The organism is Stenotrophomonas sp. Steno-Z10-BAI (assembly GCF_056393115.1).
The window spans coordinates 170,754-192,063 of record NZ_JBWJOZ010000004.1 but is presented as its reverse complement, the minus strand read 5'-3'; the positions used below and the strand labels follow the sequence as shown (position 1 = coordinate 192,063).

25 protein-coding genes are annotated in these 21,310 nt (G+C 66.8%); 5 read left to right on the top strand and 20 right to left on the bottom strand.

The annotated features are described in order from the left end of the window. Nucleotides 1–24: 24 nt before the first annotated feature. From AC06E9_RS12100 to surE, 4 genes are read right to left on the bottom strand one after another with little or no spacing between them, the layout of a single operon-like run. The gene (locus AC06E9_RS12100; protein ID WP_121041776.1) at nucleotides 25–804 is read right to left on the bottom strand and encodes a peptidoglycan DD-metalloendopeptidase family protein; all 780 of its coding nucleotides are present in this window, start codon (nucleotides 802–804) and stop codon (nucleotides 25–27) included. After that, complete coding sequence (locus AC06E9_RS12095) at nucleotides 801–1,415, bottom strand: YqaA family protein (RefSeq protein ID WP_121041774.1); 615 nt, start codon at nucleotides 1,413–1,415, stop codon at nucleotides 801–803. The genes AC06E9_RS12100 and AC06E9_RS12095 overlap by 4 nt, the downstream gene beginning before the upstream one ends. A gap of 19 nt (nucleotides 1,416–1,434) precedes the next feature. After that, nucleotides 1,435–2,112, bottom strand: a complete 678-nt coding sequence (locus AC06E9_RS12090; protein WP_478056132.1) for a protein-L-isoaspartate(D-aspartate) O-methyltransferase — start codon at nucleotides 2,110–2,112, stop codon at nucleotides 1,435–1,437. Next, nucleotides 2,109–2,888 carry a 5'/3'-nucleotidase SurE gene (gene surE, locus AC06E9_RS12085; RefSeq protein WP_121041770.1) on the bottom strand — a complete coding sequence of 260 codons (780 nt, stop codon included), beginning with the start codon at nucleotides 2,886–2,888 and terminating at the stop codon, nucleotides 2,109–2,111. The genes AC06E9_RS12090 and surE overlap by 4 nt, the downstream gene beginning before the upstream one ends. A gap of 186 nt (nucleotides 2,889–3,074) precedes the next feature. Between surE and AC06E9_RS12080 the strand changes: the two genes are divergently transcribed. Next, nucleotides 3,075–3,614: a Smr/MutS family protein gene (locus tag AC06E9_RS12080; RefSeq protein ID WP_478056131.1), complete on the top strand. Its 540-nt coding sequence runs from the start codon at nucleotides 3,075–3,077 to the stop codon at nucleotides 3,612–3,614. 27 nt (nucleotides 3,615–3,641) lie between these two features. Here AC06E9_RS12080 and truD read toward each other — a convergent pair whose 3' ends face one another. The 10 genes from truD to AC06E9_RS12030 form a co-directional block, all read right to left on the bottom strand. Then, on the bottom strand, nucleotides 3,642–4,685 hold the full coding sequence (gene truD / locus AC06E9_RS12075) for a tRNA pseudouridine(13) synthase TruD (protein WP_121041766.1): 1,044 nt from the start codon (nucleotides 4,683–4,685) through the stop codon (nucleotides 3,642–3,644). Beyond that, on the bottom strand, nucleotides 4,682–5,179 hold the full coding sequence (gene ispF, locus AC06E9_RS12070) for a 2-C-methyl-D-erythritol 2,4-cyclodiphosphate synthase (protein WP_121041764.1): 498 nt from the start codon (nucleotides 5,177–5,179) through the stop codon (nucleotides 4,682–4,684). The genes truD and ispF overlap by 4 nt, the downstream gene beginning before the upstream one ends. A gap of 37 nt (nucleotides 5,180–5,216) precedes the next feature. Beyond that, nucleotides 5,217–5,915, bottom strand: coding sequence for a 2-C-methyl-D-erythritol 4-phosphate cytidylyltransferase (ispD, locus tag AC06E9_RS12065; RefSeq protein WP_121041761.1), 699 nt, complete (start codon nucleotides 5,913–5,915; stop codon nucleotides 5,217–5,219). Beyond that, a complete protein-coding gene (gene ftsB / locus AC06E9_RS12060) occupies nucleotides 5,912–6,262 on the bottom strand; it encodes a cell division protein FtsB (RefSeq protein WP_121041759.1) in 351 nt (116 codons plus the stop codon). The genes ispD and ftsB overlap by 4 nt, the downstream gene beginning before the upstream one ends. Before the next feature lie 4 nt (nucleotides 6,263–6,266). After that, the gene (eno, locus tag AC06E9_RS12055) at nucleotides 6,267–7,553 is read right to left on the bottom strand and encodes a phosphopyruvate hydratase (protein WP_121041757.1); all 1,287 of its coding nucleotides are present in this window, start codon (nucleotides 7,551–7,553) and stop codon (nucleotides 6,267–6,269) included. Nucleotides 7,554–7,623: 70 nt separating this feature from the next. Beyond that, the gene (locus AC06E9_RS12050; protein WP_282260786.1) at nucleotides 7,624–8,040 is read right to left on the bottom strand and encodes a hypothetical protein; all 417 of its coding nucleotides are present in this window, start codon (nucleotides 8,038–8,040) and stop codon (nucleotides 7,624–7,626) included. Further along, nucleotides 8,037–8,867 carry a 3-deoxy-8-phosphooctulonate synthase gene (kdsA, locus tag AC06E9_RS12045; RefSeq protein ID WP_088433181.1) on the bottom strand — a complete coding sequence of 277 codons (831 nt, stop codon included), beginning with the start codon at nucleotides 8,865–8,867 and terminating at the stop codon, nucleotides 8,037–8,039. Before kdsA ends, AC06E9_RS12050 begins: the two co-directional genes overlap by 4 nt. 105 nt (nucleotides 8,868–8,972) lie before the next feature. Next, nucleotides 8,973–10,637, bottom strand: coding sequence for a CTP synthase (locus AC06E9_RS12040; protein WP_478049800.1), 1,665 nt, complete (start codon nucleotides 10,635–10,637; stop codon nucleotides 8,973–8,975). After that, on the bottom strand, nucleotides 10,634–10,894 hold the full coding sequence (locus AC06E9_RS12035) for a hypothetical protein (protein ID WP_121041751.1): 261 nt from the start codon (nucleotides 10,892–10,894) through the stop codon (nucleotides 10,634–10,636). Before AC06E9_RS12035 ends, AC06E9_RS12040 begins: the two co-directional genes overlap by 4 nt. Nucleotides 10,895–11,155: 261 nt before the next feature. Further along, nucleotides 11,156–11,395, bottom strand: a complete 240-nt coding sequence (locus AC06E9_RS12030) for a hypothetical protein (protein WP_088433184.1) — start codon at nucleotides 11,393–11,395, stop codon at nucleotides 11,156–11,158. 163 nt (nucleotides 11,396–11,558) lie between these two features. On the opposite strand from AC06E9_RS12030, the gene parE reads away from it, so the two are divergent. After that, on the top strand, nucleotides 11,559–13,448 hold the full coding sequence (gene parE, locus AC06E9_RS12025; protein WP_121041749.1) for a DNA topoisomerase IV subunit B: 1,890 nt from the start codon (nucleotides 11,559–11,561) through the stop codon (nucleotides 13,446–13,448). 127 nt (nucleotides 13,449–13,575) lie between these two features. Beyond that, complete coding sequence (locus AC06E9_RS12020) at nucleotides 13,576–14,148, top strand: GNAT family N-acetyltransferase (RefSeq protein WP_478056130.1); 573 nt, start codon at nucleotides 13,576–13,578, stop codon at nucleotides 14,146–14,148. Nucleotides 14,149–14,253: 105 nt separating this feature from the next. Here the strand turns inward: AC06E9_RS12020 and AC06E9_RS12015 are convergent, their stop codons facing one another. Further along, a complete protein-coding gene (locus AC06E9_RS12015) occupies nucleotides 14,254–15,375 on the bottom strand; it encodes an inorganic phosphate transporter (protein WP_121041745.1) in 1,122 nt (373 codons plus the stop codon). A 13-nt stretch (nucleotides 15,376–15,388) separates the two neighbouring features. Continuing rightward, nucleotides 15,389–16,015 carry a DUF47 domain-containing protein gene (locus AC06E9_RS12010; protein WP_121041743.1) on the bottom strand — a complete coding sequence of 209 codons (627 nt, stop codon included), beginning with the start codon at nucleotides 16,013–16,015 and terminating at the stop codon, nucleotides 15,389–15,391. Between the two features lie 282 nt (nucleotides 16,016–16,297). Here AC06E9_RS12010 and AC06E9_RS12005 point away from each other — a divergent pair, with 282 nt between their 5' ends. Further along, a complete protein-coding gene (locus AC06E9_RS12005) occupies nucleotides 16,298–17,608 on the top strand; it encodes a hemolysin family protein (RefSeq protein WP_121041741.1) in 1,311 nt (436 codons plus the stop codon). Further along, entirely contained in the window at nucleotides 17,592–18,251 is a 660-nt protein-coding gene (locus AC06E9_RS12000; RefSeq protein ID WP_121041739.1) for an exopolysaccharide biosynthesis protein, read from the top strand. Before AC06E9_RS12005 ends, AC06E9_RS12000 begins: the two co-directional genes overlap by 17 nt. A gap of 101 nt (nucleotides 18,252–18,352) precedes the next feature. On the opposite strand, the gene AC06E9_RS11995 is transcribed toward AC06E9_RS12000, so the two are convergent. The 4 genes from AC06E9_RS11995 to AC06E9_RS11980 form a co-directional block, all read right to left on the bottom strand. Then, nucleotides 18,353–18,862 (bottom strand): pyridoxamine 5'-phosphate oxidase family protein, encoded by a 510-nt coding sequence (locus AC06E9_RS11995; protein WP_121041737.1) that lies wholly within the window; start codon nucleotides 18,860–18,862, stop codon nucleotides 18,353–18,355. 97 nt (nucleotides 18,863–18,959) lie between these two features. Beyond that, complete coding sequence (locus AC06E9_RS11990) at nucleotides 18,960–19,952, bottom strand: LLM class flavin-dependent oxidoreductase (protein ID WP_121041735.1); 993 nt, start codon at nucleotides 19,950–19,952, stop codon at nucleotides 18,960–18,962. A 138-nt stretch (nucleotides 19,953–20,090) separates the two neighbouring features. Next, nucleotides 20,091–20,843: a sulfurtransferase gene (locus tag AC06E9_RS11985; RefSeq protein WP_282260775.1), complete on the bottom strand. Its 753-nt coding sequence runs from the start codon at nucleotides 20,841–20,843 to the stop codon at nucleotides 20,091–20,093. A gap of 49 nt (nucleotides 20,844–20,892) precedes the next feature. Beyond that, nucleotides 20,893–21,258, bottom strand: a complete 366-nt coding sequence (locus AC06E9_RS11980; protein ID WP_121041731.1) for a DUF6164 family protein — start codon at nucleotides 21,256–21,258, stop codon at nucleotides 20,893–20,895. Nucleotides 21,259–21,310: the final 52 nt, after the last annotated feature.

Genomic DNA, 21,310 nt, shown 5'->3' with positions numbered 1-21,310 from the left:
CCCTTGAGGCGGCCTTTTTCGTGCTTACTTCGGCGGCAGGTACAGCAGCGGGTCGACCGGCTTGCCGTTGTAGCGGATCTCGAAGTGCAGCATGTCGCGTGCGGCGCCGGTGCGGCCCATCTCCGCGATCTGCTCGCCGGCCTTCACGCTCTGGCCTTCATTGACCAGGCGCTTGCGGTTGTGACCATACGCCGACAACCACTGGTCGCTGTGCTTGATGATGATCAACTCACCGAAACCGACCAGGCCGGCACCGGAGTACACCACCACGCCGGCGGCCGTCGCCCGGACCGGCTGGCCACTGGTGCCGGCAATGTCCACGCCCTGCTTGGTCGCTTCACCGGCGACGAAGCGCCCGACGATCGCGCCATCGGCCGGCCAGCGCCAGCTGATGTTGCTCTTGATCGCCGTGGTCGGCGCCGGCGTAGCGGCCGGCGCTGTGCCACCCGGGCGCGGCGCGGTCACCACGGTGGTCGGGGCGCGGCCCGGGCTGCCGCCGCTGCCGCCCGGGTACAGGCGCAGCGACTGCCCCGGATAGATCGTGTACGGCTCGGCCAACCCGTTCCAGGCGGCCAGATCGCGCGGGGTGATGTTGTGGATGCGGGCCAGCGCATACAGCGTGTCGCCACGGCGGACGACGGCGGTCTGGCCGGGTTTGGCCACCGAACTCTGCGGCGTGCTGTGGGCCACACCGCCCGAGCCCGAGGGCCGCACCACGGTGGCGGTGCCACAGGCGCTCAGCGCCGACACCACCAGCAGCAGCGCGCCGCTGCGCACTCCCTTGCTCAAACGATCAGCACTCATGCGAACTTCGCTCTCCATACAAGCCAGGCCACCAGCACGACCACCAACGCGGTCGCGATCCAGCCCAGCGGTTCAATCCAACGGCGCAGCGCAGCTTCCGCGCGCGGCCCGCCAATACGAATGACCGCCGCCAGCACGTACACGCGCTTGCCACGGCCGATCAACATGCTCAGGAAATACTGCGGCAACGGCACGCCGACGATACCCGATGCCCATGTGAAGACCTTCATCGGGATCGGCATGAAGCCGCCCAGCACCAGGAAGGTGAACACCGCCCAGGGCGACTCGGCCATCTTGGCCTGCACGATGGCGATGCCACCTTCGATGCTGGTCAACATGCCCAGCGCGGCGAACACCGGCTTGAGCGCTTCGAAGGCGAAGTGGCCCAGCGCATAGCCGACCAGCGCACCGGCCATCGAACCGGCCAGGCTGAGCGTGGCGAACCACCAGCCGCGCTTGGGCTGGGCCACGCACATCGGGGCGAGCATCACCTCGGGCATCACCGGGAAGATGATCGCCTCGATGAAGCTCAACACCGTCAGATAGGTCGGGGCGCGCTCATGCGCGGCCCACTTCATTGCCCGCTCGTACAGCGGACCAAAAATCTTCATGACGCAACGCTCCTTGGAATCAGTCCAGCATGCCAGACAGCAGCGGTACGAACGTGACCGGTGCCAGTACCTGCTGTTCAACACTGCCGTCATCGCGACGGGTCAACTGGATCAGCGACTGCGCGCCCGGGCCGCCGACCGGCGCGACCAGGCGGCCACCCACGGCAAGCTGTTCGACCAGTGCGTCCACCAGCGCCGGTGCGGCCGCGGTCACCACGATCGCATCGTAAGGACCGTGTTCGGCCCAGCCGATGCGGCCATCATCGTGCTTGCTGCGGATGTTCATGCCCAGCGCACGGAAGCGCTTGCGCGCCTGGCGCAGCAGATCACCGATGCGCTCGACCGTGTACACCTCCAGCCCGATCGCGCCCAGCACGGCGGCCTGGTAGCCCGAGCCGGTGCCGACTTCCAGCACTTTCTTCGGCGCCGCCTGCAGCACCGCTTCGGTCATGCGCGCGACCACCCAGGGCTGGGAAATGGTCTGCCCGTGCCCGATCGGCAGCGCGGTGTCTTCGTAGGCACGTGACGCCAGCGCTTCATCGATGAACAGATGGCGCGGCACCACGCGGATGGCATTGAGAGTGGCTTCGTCGGCGATGCCGGCATCGCGCAGGCGATCCACCAGGCGATCGCGGACCCGCTGCGAGGTCATGCCGATGCCGACGGCTTCGGGCTGCAGGCGCAGGCGCGGGGTCATGCCGGCCGGTCCAGCGCGTCGGTCAACCCGGCAACCCAGCTGGCCACTTTCTCCAATGCCTGGTAACGGGTGAGATCGACCTGGATCGGGGTGATCGAGATGTAGCCGTTGCGGACCGCGTGGAAATCGGTGCCGGGGCCGGAATCCTGCTCGCGCCCGGCCGGGCCGATCCAGAACACCTCATTGCCGCGCGGATCGCGCTGGGCAATGCAGCCTTCGGCGCGGTGGCGGTTGCCCAAGCGGGTCACTTCGAACCCACGGACCTCGCTCCACGGCAGATCCGGCACGTTGACGTTGAGGATGGTGTCGGCGGGCAGCGGGTCGGCCTTGAGCCGGGTAACGATCTCGACCGCCGCGCGGGCGGCGGTATCGAAGTTGCGCGGCTCGTGGTTGTGCGTGACCAGCGACATCGCCACTGCGGGCAGGCCGAGGAAGCGCCCTTCCATCGCCGCCGAGACGGTACCGGAGTAGATGACGTCGTCGCCGAGATTGGCGGCGTTGTTGATGCCCGATACCACCATGTCCGGTTCGTACTCGAGCATGCCGGTCAGGGCCAGATGCACGCAGTCGGTCGGGGTGCCGGCCACCGAGCAGGTGTAGTGGTCGATGCGCTTCATGCGGATCGGCAGGTCCAGGGTCAGCGAATTACTGGCGCCGGAGCGATCACGATCGGGGGCGACCACGGTCACTTCATGACCGGCGTCACGTAAACCCGTGGCGAGCATCTTGATGCCCGGCGCATCGACACCGTCGTCGTTGCTGACCAGAATCCGCATCTGCGATTTAACCGCTTGATTTTTCAAGACTTCGATTCCATCACTTCCCACTGTTGGCGGCGGTGGCCGTGCCCCTTCCGGAGCATGACGACCGCGCAAGTGCGTCCGCTATTGTGCCGCAAGCGGACAGATCGTCCTACCCCGATAACGGTAGGCATCGCCCTCCCCGCCCATTAGGCTGTACGCATGTCACATCCTGAAGACGAAGATCCTGCCGCGTTGTTCCGCGCCGCCATCGGCGAGGTCAAACCGCTGCGCAAGGTGGTCACGCCGCCGCCGGCCACGCCACGGCCGAAGCCGCGCGCGCGGATGGCCGAGCAGGATGAACAGGGCGCCCGCGGGGAATTCGCCCGGCTGCTGCGCGACAGCAGCCCCCTGGAGGCTGGGGATACGGCCAGCTACCGGCGAGAGAACCTGCCGCCGCGGATGTTCCAGCGACTCAAGCGCGGCCAGTACTCCGTGCAGGACGAACTGGACCTGCATGGTGCAACCGTGGCCCAGGCCGAGGCGCTGGTCCGGCAGTTCCTGGCGGAGGCGCACGCGCATGAGTACGGCTGCGTGCGCATCATCCACGGCAAGGGGCTGCAGTCCGACGGGGGTGCGCCGGTGCTGAAGAATCTGGTCGATCGCCTGCTGCGCCTGCGCAACGACGTGCTGGCGTTTCATTCCGCGCCCGCCGGCCAAGGTGGGACGGGCGCGGTACTGGTGCTGCTGGCAAACCGGTAGCCACCCGCACACCCGCATGGCGTGGCTCTACGCCTCCGGTGTGGCCTGGCTGGCGTCTTCCACCGGTCCCAGCTCATGCAGCACCGCGGTGGCATAGCAGCCCGGTGGCAGCGCGAAGCTCAGTTCCAGCACATCCGCGGCCAGCCACTGGTGTTGCAGCATGGCCGGGCGCAGGCGCAGCGCACGGCGCTCCTGCTTCAGGCGAGCGCTTTCCAGGCCGGCGCGCAGCGCGAGCGATTGCTCATCCGCGACCGCGCCCAGTTCCAGTTCGGCGGCGGCGCCGGTGCTGCGCAGCTCACCTTCGCCCCACAACGGGCCGCTGGGGTGGATGTCGAAGCGGCCAAGGCGATCGGCCAGCAGATCCGTCCACGGCTCCGGGCCGAACACACTGCGGCTGCCATCGAGCATCCAGACTTCGCCCTCCAGCGGCGTGTCCCAGTTGCCCTGCTCCACGCGCGCCGCCAGCACCTGGTTGAACAGTGCCGAGCGCGCGGCCGAGAGCAGCAGCGAGCGCTGATCGGGCCGCATGCGGCGGCCGCCGAACATGGCCAGCGCGGCCGGTACGTTGCCGCCGTCGCGGCCGAAGCGCTGCTCACCGAACCAGTTCGGCAGACCGCGCGAGGCGATATGGGACAGGCGCTCTTCGATGGCCGCGGCATCGCCGCGCACATCGCGCAGCACCAGCTTGAAGCGGTTGCCAGCCAGCGCACCGCGCTGCAGCTTGCGGTTGTGCCAGGTCGACTCGACCACCTCGATCTCGTCCGAAGCCAGCAGCGCCGGATCCGGCGCCACGCGCTTGGGCAGGTGCACGCTGAAGCGCTGCGTGGTGACCGCGTGGCGATCCTTCATGCCCGCGTAGCTGACCGCCATGTCCGGCAGGCCAGCCCACCTGGCCAGCACCTTGGCCACGTGCACGGTGTTCGCCCCGCGCTTGCGGATCGTCAGCAACAGGTGCTCGCCCTCACCGCTCGGCTCGAACGCCGGCAGTTCGTCCACCTGGAAATCCTCGGGCGTGGTGCGGATCTTCGCGCTGAGCAGCGGCGCGCCGAACGCCAGCGGCAACGGGATCACAGCGCCACCAACAGCACGCTGGCCTGGGCGGCGATGCCCTCGCTGCGGCCGGTGAAGCCCAGCTTCTCCGACGTGGTGGCCTTCACGCTCACGCAGTCCAGCGCGATGCCCAGCACCGTGGCGATGCGCTCGCGCATGGCCAGCGCATGCGGACCGACCTTGGGCCGCTCGCAGATCACGGTGATATCGGTGTTGCCGACCTGCCAGCCGCGCCCGCGCAGCAGCCCGTTGCAATGATCCAGCAGGTGCGCGCTGTCCGCGCCTTTCCAGCGCATGTCGGTCGGCGGGAAATGCACGCCGATGTCGCCCAGTGCCAGCGCACCGAGCATGGCATCGCACAGGGCGTGCAGGATCACGTCGCCATCGCTGTGCGCGAGCACGCCGCAGCTGTGCGCGACGCGGATGCCGCCGAGCATGATGTGATCGCCCTCGCCAAAGGCATGGACGTCGTAGCCCTGTCCGATGCGGAAGGGAGGAAACTGGGGCGTGGTCATTGCAAGAACCTGCGGTTGGGTGTGGCGCGCGCGGACGTCAGGGTTCGCGACGCGACAACACGAATTCGAAACGGGACAGGTCAGCCGGCGTGGTGACCTTGAAGTTGTCTTCGCTGCCTTCCACCAGCAGCGGGCGCAGCCCCTGGCGCTCCATGGCCATGGCTTCGTCAGTGACGGCCACGCCGGCATCGGCCGCGTCCTGCAGCGCGCGCGCCAACTGGTAGCGGCGGAACAGCTGCGGGGTCAGCGCACGCCACAGGCGTTCACGCGGCTCGGTGGCATCGATACCACCGTCATCGCCGGCACGCTTGAGCGTATCGCGCACGGGCGCGGCCAGGATCGCGCCGACCGGGTCGGCACGGCCGACTTCCAGCAGGCGACCGAGATCGGCAGCGGCCAGGTTCGGGCGTGCGGCGTCGTGCACCAGCACGAAATCGTCCGCGCGCACGTCATCGGGCAACGCATGCAGGCCGGCCAGCACCGAGCCGGCGCGGGTGGCGCCGCCGATGCAGGTCAGAATGGGTTTGTCCGCCAGTGACTGCCAGCCCGGCCAGTCGGCGTCGTTCTCGGCGACCACCACCATCACTCCGGCCACGACCGGGTGCGAGAGCAGCGCCTCGAGGGTGTGGGCCAGCAACACGCGGTCGCCGGCCAGCAGATACTGCTTGGGCGTGGGCCCGCCGAAGCGGGTGCCACGGCCAGCAGCGGGAACCACCGCCCAGATGCCCGCCATCAGGGCACATCCTGGTGCGGCGCATCCGGATCGGTGACGGCCGTCGGCGCTCGCGGTGGCGGCACCGGCGCGTCTTCGACCACGCGGTAGAACTTCTCGCCGGGCTTGATCATGCCCAGCTCGCTGCGCGCGCGTTCTTCGATGGCGGCCTCGCCTTCCTTGAGGTCCTTGACCTCGGCAGCGAGCGCATCATTGCGCTGCTGCAGGCCGGCGTTGTCCCGCTTCTGGTTCTCGACCTGGGCCTCAAGCATCATCACTTCGCCCGAGTTGCCCGGCCCAAACCAGAAGCGGTACTGCAGCCATCCGAGCAGCAGCGCGAGCACCAGCAGCAGCCAGCGCCAGTCGCGCATGGGATCAGCGCTTCAGCGACACGAACGCGTCACGACCGGCGTAACGCGCGCCGGCACCGAGGGCTTCCTCGATACGCAGCAGCTGGTTGTACTTGGCCACGCGATCACTGCGGCACAGCGAGCCGGTCTTGATCTGGGTGGCGGTGGTGGCCACGGCGATGTCGGCGATGGTGGTGTCTTCGGTTTCGCCCGAACGGTGCGAGACGATCGAGGCGTAGTTGGCCGCGTGCGCCATGGCGATCGCTTCCAGGGTCTCGGTCAGGGTGCCGATCTGGTTGACCTTGATCAGGATCGCGTTGGCGGTGCCGGACTCGATGCCTTCCTTGAAGATCTTCGGGTTGGTGACGAACAGATCGTCGCCCACCAGCTGCACCTTGTTGCCGATGCGGTCGGTCAGCAGCTTCCAGCCGGCCCAGTCGTTCTCGGCCAGGCCGTCTTCGATGGTCACGATCGGGTACTGCGCGGCCCAGTCGGCCAGGAAGTCGACGAACTGCTCGGAGGTCAGGCGCTTGTTCTCGCCGACCAGGTTGTACTTGCCGTTCTCGTAGAACTCGCTGGAGGCCACGTCCAGGCCCAGCAGCACATCTTCACCGGCGGTGTAGCCGGCCTTGCCGATGGCTTCCAGGATGGTGTCCAGCGCTTCGACGTTGCTGCGGAAGTCCGGTGCGAAGCCGCCTTCGTCGCCCACCGCCGTGCTCAGGCCGTGGCCCTTGAGCACCGACTTGAGCGAGTGGAAGATTTCGGTACCGGCACGCAGCGACTCGGAGAACGAGGTGAAGCCGACCGGCAGCACCATGAATTCCTGGAAATCGACGTTGTTGTCGGCATGCGCGCCGCCGTTGATGATGTTCATCATCGGCACCGGCAGGGTGACGTCGCGGCCGTTGGCCAGGTGCTGCCACAGCGCCTGCTTCTTCGAGGCGGCCACGGCGTGGGCGTTGGCCAGCGAAACCCCCAGCAGCGCGTTCGCGCCCAGGCGGCCCTTGTTCTCGGTGCCGTCCAGATCGATCAGGCGGCGGTCGAGGCCTTCCTGGTCGGCGGCATCGAAGCCCTTCAGCGCCGTGGCAATCGTGGTGTTGACGTTGGACACGGCGTTGCGCACGCCCTTGCCCAGGTAACGGGTCTTGTCGCCGTCACGCAGTTCCACGGCTTCCTTGGTGCCGGTCGAGGCGCCCGACGGCACCGCGGCACGACCGAACGAGCCGTCCTCGAGGATGACTTCGGCTTCCAGCGTGGGGTTGCCACGGCTGTCGAGGATTTCACGGGCGTGGATGCTGCGGATCGTGGTCATAGCGGGCCGGTTACCAGTCAGAGAGGGGGAGGCGCCGCCAACGCAGCGCCAAAAAAAACATGCCGCGTGATTATCCCTGCACACCCGCCACTTGCCAAATCGGCGTAGCGGCAGGCAGCACCCCGGCCACGCTGGTGTGGCGCGAGGTCAGCGACGGGATCAACAACACCAGCAGCAACAAAGCCAACAGGGCCAGCGCCACGCCGCCGCCGGCCGGTTGCCGGCGCAGCCGGAACGCCAGCACACTGGCGGTCACGCAGGCCAGCGCAACGGTGCCGGTCAGTGACAGCGTGACCAGCAGCAACGGCCGCACCGAGCGCAGCGCGTTGTCACCGTCACCGGGCGAGCCGACGCTGGCGAACACCAACAGCACCAGCACGAACACACCGCCCCAGGCCATGATCGCCGCACCCAGCGCGACCCAGCCCCAGGCCCAGCCACGCCAGCCGCGGCGCACCGCAGGTGACGCCGGAACGTCGCCTGTCATGCGAAGCGCGAGAACCCGTGCTTCTTGGTGACCGCGTCGAGTTCCATCAGGGTTTCAAGCAGCTCCTCCATGCGGTCCAGCGGCCACGCGTTGGGGCCATCGGACAGCGCCTTGGACGGATCCGGGTGGGTCTCGGCGAACAGGCCGGACACACCGACAGCGACCGCCGCACGCGCCAGCACCGGCACGAACTCGCGCTGGCCACCGGAGCTGTTGCCCTGCCCGCCCGGCAGCTGCACCGAATGGGTGGCGTCGAACACGACCGGGCACCCGGTATCGCGCATCACCGACAGCGAACGCATGTCGCTGACCAGGTTGTTGTAGCCGAAGCTGGCACCGCGCTCGCAGACCATGATGTCCTGGTTGCCGGTGGCCTTGGCCTTCTCCACGACAGGTTTCATGTCCCACGGGGACAGGAACTGACCCTTCTTGATGTTGACCGGCTTGCCGGTGGCGCACACCTTGGTGATGAAATCGGTCTGGCGGACCAGGAAGGCCGGGGTCTGCAGCACGTCCACCACCGAGGCCACTTCGTCCATCGGGGTGTATTCGTGCACGTCGGTCAGGACCGGCACGCCGATCTGCTTCTTCACTTCGGCCAGGACCTTCAGGCCCTCTTCCATGCCCGGGCCGCGGAAGGCGGTGCCCGAGGTGCGGTTGGCCTTGTCGAAGCTCGACTTGAAGATGAAGTTGATGCCGAGGCGATCGGTGATTTCCTTCAACTTGCCAGCCACGTCCAGCTGCAGCTGCATCGACTCGATCACACACGGGCCGGCGATCAGGAACAGGGGCTGGTCCAGCCCGACGTCGAATCCACACAGTTTCATGGCGTTTCCTTGTTGTCCGGCGAACACTGGCCAGGCCAGCCGCCGTGGGTGATTAGCGCTCTGCAATGGGGGCACGCGGCCCCCACTGCAAGTGCGGCGTGCCGATCAGGCGGCTGCGTCCTGCGCCAGCTTGGCACCGGCCTTGCGCTCGCGCGCGGCACGGATGAAGCCGATGAACAGCGGGTGGCCTTCGCGCGGGGTGGACAGGAACTCCGGGTGCGCCTGGCAGGCCAGGAACCACGGGTGCTGGTCGCGCGGCAGCTCGATGACTTCCACCAGGGTGTCGTCCATCGACTTGCCGGCGATCACCAGGCCCGCGTCTTCCAGCTGGGTGCGGTAGCGGTTGTTGAACTCGTAACGGTGGCGATGACGCTCGGAAACCACATCCTTGCCGTACAGCTCGCGGGCCAGCGTGCCCGGCTTCAGGCGCTGTTCCTGCAGGCCCAGGCGCATGGTGCCGCCCAGATCGCTCTTGTCGTCGCGCTTTTCCACATCGCCGGTGGCGGTGCGCCATTCGGTGATCAGGCCGATCACCGGGTTCGGCGACTGGCGGTCGTTCTCGGTGCTGTTGGCACCTTCCAGGCCGGCCACATGGCGGGCGAAATCGACCACCGCGGCCTGCATGCCGTAGCAGATGCCGAAGTACGGCACGTTGTGCTCACGGGCGAACTGCGAGCTCAGCACCTTGCCTTCGAAGCCACGGTCGCCGAAGCCGCCCGGCACCAGGATGCCGTCGACATCCTTGAGTGCGGCCAGGTCGCTGTCTTCCAGCTCCTGTGCTTCGAGCCACTTCAGGTTGACCTTGGTGCGCTGGCGTAGGCCACCGTGCTTGAGCGCCTCGCCAACCGACTTGTAGGCATCCTGATGATCGACATACTTGCCGACCACCGCGATGGTGACCTCATCCAGCGGGTGCAGCGTGGCATCCACCGCCGCTTCCCACTCGGCCAGATCGACCGGGCCGGCCTTGTCGCCGAGCTTGAGCTGGTTGACGACGATGTCGTCCAGGCCCTGCGCGTGCAGGCCCATCGGAATGCGGTACAGCACGTCCACGTCCGGCACGCTGATCACGGCGCGCTCGGAGACGTTGGTGAACTGGGCGATCTTGCGGCGCTCCGAATCCGGCACCACCTGCTCGGAACGGCACAGCAGCACGTCCGGCTGGATGCCGATCGAGCGCAGTTCCTTGACCGAGTGCTGGGTCGGCTTGGTCTTCAGCTCGCCGGCAGCGGCGATGTACGGCACCAGGGTCAGGTGCATGAACAGCGCTTTCTCCGGGCCGCGCTCGGTGCGCACCTGGCGGATCGCCTCCAGGAACGGCAGCGACTCGATATCGCCCACAGTGCCGCCGATCTCCACCAGCGCCACGTCGAAGCCTTCGGTGGCCTCGTCCATGCAACGGCGGATTTCATCGGTGATGTGCGGGATGACCTGCACGGTGGCACCCAGGTAATCGCCGCGGCGCTCCTTGCGGATCACGTTCTCGTAGATGCGGCCGGTGGTGACCGAGTTCTTGCGGCTCAGGCGGGTGCGCACGAAGCGCTCGTAATGGCCCAGGTCCAGATCGGTCTCGGCGCCGTCATCGGTGACGTAGACCTCACCGTGCTGGAACGGGCTCATGGTGCCCGGGTCGACGTTGATGTACGGATCGAGCTTCATCATCGTCACCCGCAGGCCGCGGGCCTCGAGGATGGCGGCAAGCGACGCGGCGGCAATGCCTTTGCCGAGCGAGGACACTACGCCGCCGGTTACGAAGATCAAGGGAGTCATGGCTGGGGGTGTCCTGTCAGGAAGGGGGAAACGGCGCCGGCGCGCGGGGCGACGGACGACGTAAAGGGGAAAATCGGAACGATCCGGCTGGCGGCGGCGTCTTCACGCGCCAGGACCGGGATCAGGGGGGATACGGTGCGGGAGTGGGTCAGCGACGTCGGGTCAGCCGTGCCGGCCACTGTCTGGACCGTCACCTCCTGCCTACCCTGCTGGCGATCGCGCACGATCAGGCCAGTCCATTCGCTGATGGATGACACGCACTACTCCCGGAAAGCCATAGTTTACAGATTGACGGCCTCCAGCCCAAGGGGCGGATGACGGTCTTCACATAAAAAGAAGAGCCCCGGCGCGATACCGGGGCTCATGTTGACTACTTTTTCAGCTCCCCAGGTCTCTCGGGTGGAGAGCCCCCTTGGAGTTCAAGGGGGCGCGCCGACAGGCGCGGGGATGTGGAGGAGAGGGTGAGCGGGGCCCACGGTTTGCCGCGCAAACCGTGGGGAAGCGTCAGCGCGAAGCGCTTATCGCTTCTTCCGCGCTTCTTCCTCTTCTTCCTTCTGCGGGGCCTGCTCGCCCTTGGCCTTCATTTCGGCCGTGGCGGCGGCGCGGCGCTTGGCCTTGGCGTCCGCTTCCGCCTGGGCCTTGTCGGCCTGTTCGCCCTGCTGCGGCGTGGGCTGGCCCTGTCCGGCGTTCTGGGCCAGTGCCATGGGCACGGCCACCACGGCGGCGGCGATGGCAACGATGGTCAGCAACTTCTTCATGGGGTGCTCCTCGCGGTAAGGCATGGAATGGGGCGCCGGAGGCTCCGGTTTCCCATCCAGCACAGTCTATCGCGCCCCGGTCGGCCGCCCCCTGAACGTGTGGCGTGCAAAAAACCCGTCCAGACCGCAAACTTCGCCGTCGCATTGCGCTTTATGAAGACAGATGAACGCCCGCTATAACGCCGCCGATATTGAAGTCCTGTCCGGCCTGGACCCGGTCAAGCGCCGCCCCGGCATGTACACCGACACCGCGCGCCCGAACCATCTGGCGCAGGAAGTCATCGACAATGCCGTCGACGAAGCCTTGGCCGGACACGCCCACACGGTCGAAGTCACGCTGTTCAAGGACGGCAGCTGCGAAGTCAGCGATGACGGCCGCGGCATGCCCGTGGACATCCACCCCGAGGAGAAGATCCCCGGCGTCGAACTGATCCTGACCCGCCTGCACGCGGGCGGCAAGTTCAACAACAAGAACTACACCTTCTCCGGCGGCCTGCATGGCGTTGGCGTCAGCGTGGTCAACGCGTTGTCCACCCTGGTGGAAGTGCACATCAAGCGCGAGGGGAGCGAACACCGCATCACCTTCCGCAACGGCGACCGCGCCACCCCGCTGGAAGTGGTCGGCAGTGTCGGCAAGAAGAACACCGGTACCCGCGTGCGCTTCTGGGCCGACCCGAAGTACTTCGATACGCCCAAGTACAACCTGCGTGCGCTGCGTCACCTGCTGCGCGCCAAGGCCGTGCTGTGCCCGGGCCTGACCGTGAAGCTTCTCGATGAAGCCACCGGCGAGCAGGACACCTGGTACTACGAAGATGGCCTGAGCGATTACCTCAAGGCCGAACTCGGCGAGCGCGAGATGCTGCCGGCCGACCTGTTCGTGGGTCACCTCAAGAAAGAAAACGAGATCGTGGACTGGGCCCTGGCCTGGATTCCCGAAGGCGAGCTGGTCCAGGAAAGCTACGTCAACCTGATCCCGACCGCCCAGCACGGCACCCACGCCAACGGCCTGCGCACCGGCCTGACCGAGGCGCTGCGCGAGTTCTGCGACTTCCGCAACCTGCTGCCGCGCGGCGTCAAGCTGGCCCCGGAAGATGTCTGGGACCGCGTGTCGTTCGTGCTGTCGCTGAAGATGACCGACCCGCAGTTCAGCGGCCAGACCAAGGAACGCCTGTCCTCGCGCCAGGCCGCCGGGTTCGTCGAAGGCGCCGCGCACGATGCCTTCAGCCTGCTGCTCAACCAGAACGTCGCATTGGGCGAGCAGATCGCGCAGCTGGCGATCGAGCGCGCCAGTGCGCGTTTGAAGACCGAGAAGCTGGTGACCCGCAAGAAGGTCACCCAGGGCCCTGCCCTGCCCGGCAAGCTGGCCGACTGCATCAGCCAGGACCTGTCGCGCACCGAGCTGTTCCTGGTCGAAGGCGACTCCGCCGGTGGCAGCGCCAAGCAGGCCCGTGACAAGGACTTCCAGGCGATCCTGCCGCTGCGCGGCAAGATCCTCAACACCTGGGAAGTGTCCTCGGGCAGCGTGCTGGCCTCCGAAGAAGTCCACAACCTGGCCATCGCGATCGGCTGCGACCCGGGCAAGGACGACATCGCCGGGCTGCGTTACGGCAAGGTCGTCATCCTGGCCGACGCCGACTCGGACGGCCTGCACATCGCGACCCTGCTGACCGCGCTGTTCCTCAAGCATTTCCCGGCGCTGGTGGATGCCGGCCACGTGTTCGTGGCGATGCCGCCGCTGTTCCGTGTCGACGTGGGCAAGCAGGTGTTCTACGCCCTGGACGAGGAAGAGAAGCGCACGATGCTGGACAAGATCGAGCGCGAGAAGATCAAGGGCCAGATCAGCGTGACCCGCTTCAAGGGCCTGGGTGAAATGAACCCGCAGCAGCTGCGTGAGTCCACCATCCATCCCGACACGCGCCGCCTGGTGCAGCTGACCATCGATGACGGCGAGCAGACCCATTCGCTGATGGACATGCTGCTGGCCAAGAAGCGCGCCAGCGACCGCAAGGGCTGGCTGGAAAAGAAGGGCGACCTGGCTTCACTGGAGGTCTGACCGACCGGTTGTGACACTGGAAAAACCCGCCTTCCGGCGGGTTTTTTCTTGGCGCGGAAGCACGCCAGGCATGGATGCAAGCGGTAGGAGCGGCTACCTTGGCCGCATCACCATCAGGGGAACCCCCATGCCGTTCGATCCCACCCTGCAACTGGAGAGCGCGCGCCTGGTGCTGACGCCCATCCGCGCGACAGACGCCCAGGCGTTGTTTGCGATCCAGGCCGACCGTGCGGTGATGCGCTACTGGAACCACCCGGCGTGGACCGACCTCAAACAGGCCTACGTGCAGATCCTCGACGATCTGGCCGCGATCGATGCCGGCACGCAGCTCAAACTGGCGATCCGTGAACGTGCGGACGGGCCGCTGCTGGGCATCGTAGTGGTGTTCGCGATCGACGAAACCGCCAGGCGCGCGGAGATCGGCTATCACCTTGCCCCGTCGGCACAGGGCAAGGGCTACATGCACGAGGCGTTGTCACGGTTCGTGGCGTACCTGTTCGACGTGCTGCGCCTGCGGCGTCTGGAAGCGGAGATCGACACGCGCAACGCCCCCTCGGCAAAGGTGCTGGCGCGGCTCGGCTTCCAGCGCGAGGGGCTGCTGCGGGAGCGCTGGCGGGTCGCCGGCGAGGTATCCGATTCGACCGTGTATGGGCTGCTGGCACGGGAGTGGCAGGGGCCAGGCAGCGCAGCGGCGGGGTGACCGTGCCCGGAAACACCGCCGGCCATTCCGGCCCTGGCATCCGCCTTGCTCCACGAAAAAGCCCGCCTTCCGGCGGGCTTTTCGATGTTCAACCGCGTGGACCGATCAGGCCCAGCCGAACAGTTCGAACAGACGCAGGATCAGGTACGCACACCCGCCGGCAGCCGGGATGGTCAGGATCCAGGCCCACACGATGCGTTCGATCACGCCGAAGCGCAGGGAACGCGGGTTCTTGGCGAAGCCCACGCCCATGATCGCGGTGGAGATGCTGTGGGTGGTCGAGACCGGCATGCCGAAGTGCGCTGCCACGGTCAGGATCGTGGCCGAGCTCGTTTCCGCGGCGAAGCCGTGGATCGGGTGCAGCTTGACCATCTTGTGGCCCAACGTCTTGATGATCTTCCAGCCACCCGATGCGGTACCGGCGGCCATCACCACGGCGCAGGTCAGCACGATCCACATCGCGATGCCGTCACCGGCGGTCGCGTCCGGGTGCATGAAGGCCAGCCAGGACGGCAGGTCGTTCAGCGCACCGGTTGCCTCGGCACCGATCAGGGTCATGGCGATGATGCCCATGGTCTTCTGCGCATCGTTGTGGCCGTGGGCAAAGCCCATGTAGGCCGCCGACACGATCTGGGCCTTGCCGAAGAACGCGTTGACGATGCGCGGGCGGGCCAAACGGCCCAGGAAGCCACCGATCTTCGCCATGCCCGCGATCATGCCCCACAGCAGCAGCATCACCGCGATGCCGAGCAGGAAGCCGGCGATCGGCGAGGTGATCATCGGCAGGAACACCTTCCACAGCAGGCCCTTGTTCTGGGCCCAGGTGCCGATCCGCTCGGACCAGATCAGGGCATCCCAGTTGTTGTGGGCAGCGGCCAGGCCGGCGCCGCACAGGCCGCCGATCAGGGCGTGCGAGGACGAGGACGGCAGCCCCTTCCACCACGTGATCAGGTTCCAGATGATGCCGCCCAGCAGCGCACACAGGATCACCTGCGGGGTCACATCGACCACGTTGGTGTTGAGCAGCCCCGAAGCGATGGTCAGCGCGACGGCGGTGCCGGTCAGCGCGCCGATCAAGTTCATGAACGCGGCGAGCATCACCGCCCAGCCGGGCGAGAGCACTTTGGTCGCCACCACGGTGGCGATGGAGTTGGCGGTGTCGTGGAAGCCGTTGATGAACTCGAAAACGAGCGCGGCCAGGATCACCACCAGGACAAGGGTCAGCATGCTGTGGCGTCCGTCAGCTGTTCTTCAAGACGATCTGGTACGCCACCACGCCGGCCTCGCGGCAACGATCGATGGCCTTTTCCAGGATCTCGAAGAATTCCTTGAGCAGGAACATCTGCAGGCTGTCCAGGCGGCCGGAGTAGATGTCGCGGTACAGCTCGAGCATCAGACGGTCGGCTTCGTTTTCCAGCGAACGCAGCTTCTCGTTGAGCGCGGTCATCCGGTCCAGGTTCATGTGGCGCAGGTCATTGACCATCTCCACCACCACGCTGGCAGCCTGTTCCAGCATCGCCGCGCGCGGCGCGAAATCGATGTGTTCCAGATGCTGGGTGGCCAGCGAGTAGCGATCGGCGAACTTCTCGATCTGCTTGGGAATCTTGTACAGCGCCGAGCCCAGCGCTTCGATGTCTTCGCGCTCGATCGGGGTCATGAAGCTGTCGACCAGCGCCTGGCTGATCTTGTCCGAGGCCGCGCGCTCGCGCAGGCGGGCCAGCTTGAAGGCGTCCAGCGCCGGCTGGCGGTCCGCTTCGCGCAGCATGGAGTGCAGCGCCTTGGAACTGTCCTGGGCGGCCTGGGCAGCCTCGTCCAGCAGGGTATAGAACTGTTTGCCGGAGCCAAAAATGGTCTGCAGAGAGAACATTGAGAAACCTATTCGCCGTCGAGGAAGGACGGCACCGGGCGGAATTATGACGGTTTGATGTCTGTTCCGGGTACTCCCCCCCTTCTTCACGCCGGGACGGCCCCGTCTGAACGACTCTGTTTGCACCCCTGCCCCGGCCTTTTGTTAAGATGCGCGGGCACCTTCGGGTGCACTCTATGGACGACGACCCTTACCCCCCGCCGCACCGCCGCGCTTACGCGCCCTCCGGTAGCCGACATCGCTTGAACACGCCCTCCCTGCCACCAACCGGGGAAGCCGCCCGTGTTTGAACTGATTATTGTCCTCGCCCTGATCCTGCTGAACGGTTTCTTCGCCATGTCCGAGATGTCGGTCATGACCTCGCGCAAGAGCCGGCTGAAGCAGATGGCAGGTTCCAGCAAGCGCGCCGAGCGTGCCCTGGCGCTCTCCGAGAAGCCCGAGAACTTCCTGTCCACGGTCCAGATCGGGATCACCCTGATCGGCATCCTGACCGGCCTGTTCGGTGGCGAGGCGATCGGCCTGACCATCGCCGAGTGGCTGCAGGGCATGTTCCCGGCGTTCGCCTATTCCGGCGTGGTCGGCAAGACCCTGGCCGTGGCCCTGATCACCTTCCTGACGCTGATCTTCGGCGAACTGGTGCCCAAGCGGCTGGCGCTGACCCGTTCGGAGGACATCGCCGGCCTGGTGGCGCTGCCCATGAGCTGGCTGGCGAGGATTGCCGCGCCCGGCGTCTGGCTGCTGTCCCACTCGACCCGGCTGGTGCTGCGCGTGCTGGGCCTGGGCAAGGACGAATCGGCCTCGGTGACGGAAGAGGAGATCCGCATGCTGGTGGCCGAGAGCCACGAGGCCGGCGTGATCGACGCCCATGAGCGCGACATGATGAACCGCGTCATGCGCCTGGGCGACCGCACCGCCGACAGCCTGATGACCCCGCGCAACCGGATCGCCTGGCTGGACACACTGGCCGAGCCGGAGAAGAACATCGGGACCATGCGCGAGAACGAATTCTCGCGTTACCCGGTGTTCCGCGGCAACGATCAGGACATCGTCGGTGTGCTGGAGGTCAAGAGCCTGGTGACGCGCCTGGTGCGCGATGACCATTCGCTGTTCCAGAACCTGCGCGAGCCACTGTACGTCTCCGAATCCACCCATGCGATGAAGCTGCTGGAGATCTTCCGCGAGGAACAGCAGTCGATGGCGCTGGTGGTGGACGAATACGGCGAAATCCAGGGCCTGGTCACCATCAGCGACCTGATGGGCGCGGTGGTCGGCCGCCTGCAGTCGGTGGAGAACGTGGACGAGGACGCGTTGGTCGTGACCCGTGAGGACGGCTCGTTCCTGGTCGATGGCTCGCTCTCCATCGAAGACCTGCGCGAACTGATGGGCAACGCCGAGCTGCCCGATGCCGATGATGGCGACTACTACACGCTGGCCGGCATGTGCATCCACTATTTCGGCCGCATCCCGCATGCGGGCGAGTACTTCGATTGGGCCGGCTGGCGCATCGAGATCGTCGATCTCGACGGTGCCCGTGTCGACAAGCTGCTGCTGCGCACCCTGAGCGAAGACGAAACCGATGACATCACCGGCTGAGCCGACGCCGCCGGACCCGACGCGGCCGCAGTACCGCAACGAGGGTATCCGTACCCTGCTGGCGATGTTCGACCACGGTGACCCGGAGCAACGGCTGCTGCTCGGCCAGATCCTGCAGGATCTGCAGCAGAGCGCGTTCGGTGTGTTCCTGTTCGTGGCGATCCTGCCGGCCTTCATCCCGATCCCCGGGCTGGGCGGTGCAGTCAGTGGACCGCTGGTGGTGCTGATCGGCGCGCAGATGCTGTGCGGCATGCGCCGCCCCTGGCTGCCCGGCTTCATCCGCAACCGCGGACCCAAGCGCGGCACCATGCATCGGTTCCTGGAGCGGATCGACCGTCCGCTGCGGCGGCTGGACCGCCTGCTCAAGCCGCGGATGCCCGGCCTGCTGGTACCGCTGCCTGCGCATGCGTTCACCGGGCTGCTGCTGATCCTGATCGGCGTGCTGCTGTCGCTGCCGATCCCGCTCACCAATTATCTGTTCGGCTTCCAGCTGCTGCTGTTCGCGTTGGCACTGCTGGAACGCGATGGCGTGCTGATGCTGCTCAACTGGATCGGCGCGGTCGCCGCCGTGCTGTTCTTCGGCGTCAGTTCGGGTCAGCTGGTGGGCTATACGGTGGATCTGTTCCAGCGCTGGTTCGGCTGACGCCGGCACACCCCGGCACGCGACGCGCCATGAAAAAAGCCGACCCCGCGGCCGGCTTCAGCACAACAATGGCCGGCGCAAGGCCGGCCCTGTGAACCCGGTTACGCGCCGGGCTTGAGATCCACCGTGCCGGTGTCGGACATCGCGCCCGGATCATCGGTCACCGCCGACAGCACGAAATACAGCGCCTTGCCCAGCAGGCCGCCCGGGCCATCCCAGTACTCGGCCGATTCGGCGCTGACATGGATCAGGCGCAGGTTCGGGTCATCCTTGCCGCCGGGGAAGAAGATCTTCATTGCCGGCGACCAGAGTTCGTCGATCTTGGCGCGGTCATTGACCACCCGCGCGGTACCCGAGACCGAGACATAGGTATTTCCCGACGGCGACGCGTAGGCCACGTTGACGCGCGGGTTGGCGGTGATTTCCGCGATCTTCGGGCTGTCGGCCCCGGTGGCGAACCACAGGTCGCCATCGAATTCGACTTCCTGCGTGCCCAGCGGACGACTGAACAAGCGTCCGTCCGCACCGACCGTGGTGAACATCGCGATGTCCACACCGCGGATCAGCTCGGCCAGTTGTTTGATGTGTTGCTGACGATCGTGCTCGGCCATGGGGTGGCTCCTGTAAGGGGAGCCACCATCACAGCCGATCGGCAGCTACGACGACGTGAACCGCGCGGTCACGCCTTCTTCGCACGCCGCGCCGGCCTCAGATCTGCAGTGCGCGCCATGCCTGCATCGCCAGCCCGAAGGAACGCTTGCGCGCGGCGTGGTCGTAGATATTGGCGGTGACCAGCACTTCATCCGGCTTGTGTCGCGCGACGAACGCGGCGAGGCCTTCCTGCACCTGCTGCACGTCACCGACCACCGCACAGGCCAACGCGCTCTGCACCCCGGCTTTTTCGTGCGGCTGCCAGAACGCTTCGATGTCGTCGATCGGCGGCGGGATCAGGCCGGGCAGGCCACGGCGAAGATTGACGAAGCTCTGCTGCTGGGTGGTGAACAAGCGCTTGGCCTCGGCTTCGGAATCGCTGGCGACCACGTTCAAGCCCAGCACCGCGTATGGCGCCTGCAGATACTGCGAGGCACGGAATTCGCGGCGGTAGACCGCCAGCGCTTCATCCATCGCGTCCGGCGCGAAGTGCGAGGCGAACGCGAACGGCAGGCCCATCGCCGCCGACAGCCGCGCACTGAACAGACTGGAGCCCAGCAGCCACACCGGCACCGGGATGCCCGCACCGGGCACGGCGCGCACGGCCTGGCCCTTCTGGGCCGGCTCGAAGTAATGCAGCAGCTCACGCACGTCCTGCGGGAACTGGTCGGCGCTGTCGAAGTAACGGCGCAGTGCGCGGGCGGTCGGCTGGTCGGTGCCGGGCGCGCGGCCCAGGCCGAGGTCGATGCGGTCCGGGTACAGCGAGGCCAGCGTGCCGAACTGCTCGGCCACCTGCAGCGGCGAGTGATTGGGCAGCATGATGCCGCCGGCACCGACGCGGATGCGCTTGGTGCCCCCAGCCACATGACCGATCAGCACCGCGGTGGCGGCGCTGGCGATGCCGGGCATGTTGTGGTGCTCGGCCAGCCAATAGCGGTGGAAGCCCCAACCTTCGGCGTGCTGGGCCAGGTCCAGCATGTTGGCGAAGGCCTGCGTGGTGTCGCTGCCTTCGCAGACCGGCGCCAGATCAAGAATCGACAGCTGCATCATGAATGCTCGTTCCAACCAGGAGATATCCCACTGAGATGGGGCTGTCCGGCCGGTTTGCCACCGCCCACAAGGCGCAGGTGGCAAGACGCTGATTTCCGTCTCGCGACGATTCAGGACAATCAACGCCGTGAAGACGGCTCAGGCGGCGCCGGCGTCCTGGTCGACCAGCGGCTGCAGGGCCGCATCCAGCGCCACGCGCTCGTCGAAGACGAAGCAGCGGCCGTCATACCCCTCACCGCCTACGGCCTCGAAATAGCCCAGGATGCCGCCGTCCAGCTGCAGGACGTTGTCCATGCCATCGTTGCGCATCCACAGCGCTGCCTTCTCGCAGCGGATGCCGCCGGTGCAGAAGCTGACCACGGTGCTGTCCTTGAGCGCTTCGCGGTGCGGGGCCAGGGCCTCGGGCAGATCGGTGAACTTGGTGATCGGCAGCACCAGTGCGTGCTGAAAGGTGCCGTACTCGATTTCCTGGGTATTGCGGGTGTCCAGCATCACCACCGGCTTGCCGGCGTCGTCGTGCCCCTGGCGCAGCCAGCGCTGCACCGTGGCCGGATCGATCGAGGGCGCGCGCGGGTAGGCCAGCGGCTGGCCGTCGTCGATGCGGAAACTGATGATCTCCGGCTTGACCTTGGCCTTGAGCCGGGCGAACGGCTGCATCTGGCTGTAGCTGGTCTTCACGCGCAGCCCGGCAAACCGCGCATCGGCGCGCAGGGCGGCGTAGAAGCCGTCGATCTGCGGCTCGGCGCCGGCCAGGAACAGGTTGATGCCCTCGCCCGCCACCAGGATCGTGCCGCGCAGCTGCGCGGCGCTCGCCCGTTCCAGCAGGGTCGCGCACAGCGCGTCCGGGTCGGCGACGGGGGTGAAGTGGTAGGCGGCGGTATTGGCGATCATCCCGCCATTTTAGCTGCTGGGCAGGCGCTACGCCTGACCCGCCCGGGAATCAGCCGCGCAGCAGCACGAACGGCAGCAGCACCAGCGCGGTCGCGACGGCCATGCCGAGCAGCACCGCCACCACGAACACCGGGCGCCGCCGGATCAGGCTGCCGAAGGTTTCGGCCGTGCCTTCGCGCAGCGCGGCCTCACGCTCACCGCGGACGCGCTCGCCGCGTGCCTGCTGGTACTCGGCCATCAGCGCCTTGGCCCGGGGGTGATCGGCGTCATCGCGGACCCAGATCCCGCCAAAGGAGATTCCCCAGGGGCTGGGCTCGGTGCGGTAGTGGGCGATGCCCGCCTTGTCCAGCAGGGCGGTGACATCCTGGATTTCATCGTCCGCGACATTGCGCAGGTTGAGCAGCAGTTTCGACATGCGCCCATGATAGCGCCCGGCGATGCGCTACCCTTGCGTCCCCGTTTTTTGG

Bases quoted from the DNA above. Each gene is read 5' to 3' on its own strand.
- ftsB (WP_121041759.1), bottom strand. From the start codon at position 6,262: ATGCGCGACTGGCGCTGGCTGCTGCTGGTGCTCGCGCTGCTGCTCGGA.
- AC06E9_RS12030 (WP_088433184.1), bottom strand. From the start codon at position 11,395: ATGAAGAAGTTGCTGACCATCGTTGCCATCGCCGCCGCCGTGGTGGCC.
- AC06E9_RS12040 (WP_478049800.1), bottom strand. From the start codon at position 10,637: ATGACTCCCTTGATCTTCGTAACCGGCGGCGTAGTGTCCTCGCTCGGC.
- AC06E9_RS11985 (WP_282260775.1), bottom strand. From the start codon at position 20,843: ATGATCGCCAATACCGCCGCCTACCACTTCACCCCCGTCGCCGACCCG.
- AC06E9_RS12010 (WP_121041743.1), bottom strand. From the start codon at position 16,015: ATGTTCTCTCTGCAGACCATTTTTGGCTCCGGCAAACAGTTCTATACC.
- eno (WP_121041757.1), bottom strand. From the start codon at position 7,553: ATGACCACGATCCGCAGCATCCACGCCCGTGAAATCCTCGACAGCCGT.
- ispF (WP_121041764.1), bottom strand. From the start codon at position 5,179: ATGACCACGCCCCAGTTTCCTCCCTTCCGCATCGGACAGGGCTACGAC.
- AC06E9_RS11980 (WP_121041731.1), bottom strand. From the start codon at position 21,258: ATGTCGAAACTGCTGCTCAACCTGCGCAATGTCGCGGACGATGAAATC.
- AC06E9_RS12050 (WP_282260786.1), bottom strand. From the start codon at position 8,040: ATGACAGGCGACGTTCCGGCGTCACCTGCGGTGCGCCGCGGCTGGCGT.
- parE (WP_121041749.1), top strand. From the start codon at position 11,559: ATGAACGCCCGCTATAACGCCGCCGATATTGAAGTCCTGTCCGGCCTG.
- AC06E9_RS12000 (WP_121041739.1), top strand. From the start codon at position 17,592: ATGACATCACCGGCTGAGCCGACGCCGCCGGACCCGACGCGGCCGCAG.
- AC06E9_RS12015 (WP_121041745.1), bottom strand. From the start codon at position 15,375: ATGCTGACCCTTGTCCTGGTGGTGATCCTGGCCGCGCTCGTTTTCGAG.
- AC06E9_RS12090 (WP_478056132.1), bottom strand. From the start codon at position 2,112: ATGACCCCGCGCCTGCGCCTGCAGCCCGAAGCCGTCGGCATCGGCATG.
- AC06E9_RS11990 (WP_121041735.1), bottom strand. From the start codon at position 19,952: ATGATGCAGCTGTCGATTCTTGATCTGGCGCCGGTCTGCGAAGGCAGC.
- surE (WP_121041770.1), bottom strand. From the start codon at position 2,888: ATGCGGATTCTGGTCAGCAACGACGACGGTGTCGATGCGCCGGGCATC.
- AC06E9_RS12100 (WP_121041776.1), bottom strand. From the start codon at position 804: ATGAGTGCTGATCGTTTGAGCAAGGGAGTGCGCAGCGGCGCGCTGCTG.
- AC06E9_RS12095 (WP_121041774.1), bottom strand. From the start codon at position 1,415: ATGAAGATTTTTGGTCCGCTGTACGAGCGGGCAATGAAGTGGGCCGCG.
- AC06E9_RS11995 (WP_121041737.1), bottom strand. From the start codon at position 18,862: ATGGCCGAGCACGATCGTCAGCAACACATCAAACAACTGGCCGAGCTG.
- AC06E9_RS12020 (WP_478056130.1), top strand. From the start codon at position 13,576: ATGCCGTTCGATCCCACCCTGCAACTGGAGAGCGCGCGCCTGGTGCTG.
- kdsA (WP_088433181.1), bottom strand. From the start codon at position 8,867: ATGAAACTGTGTGGATTCGACGTCGGGCTGGACCAGCCCCTGTTCCTG.
- AC06E9_RS12080 (WP_478056131.1), top strand. From the start codon at position 3,075: ATGTCACATCCTGAAGACGAAGATCCTGCCGCGTTGTTCCGCGCCGCC.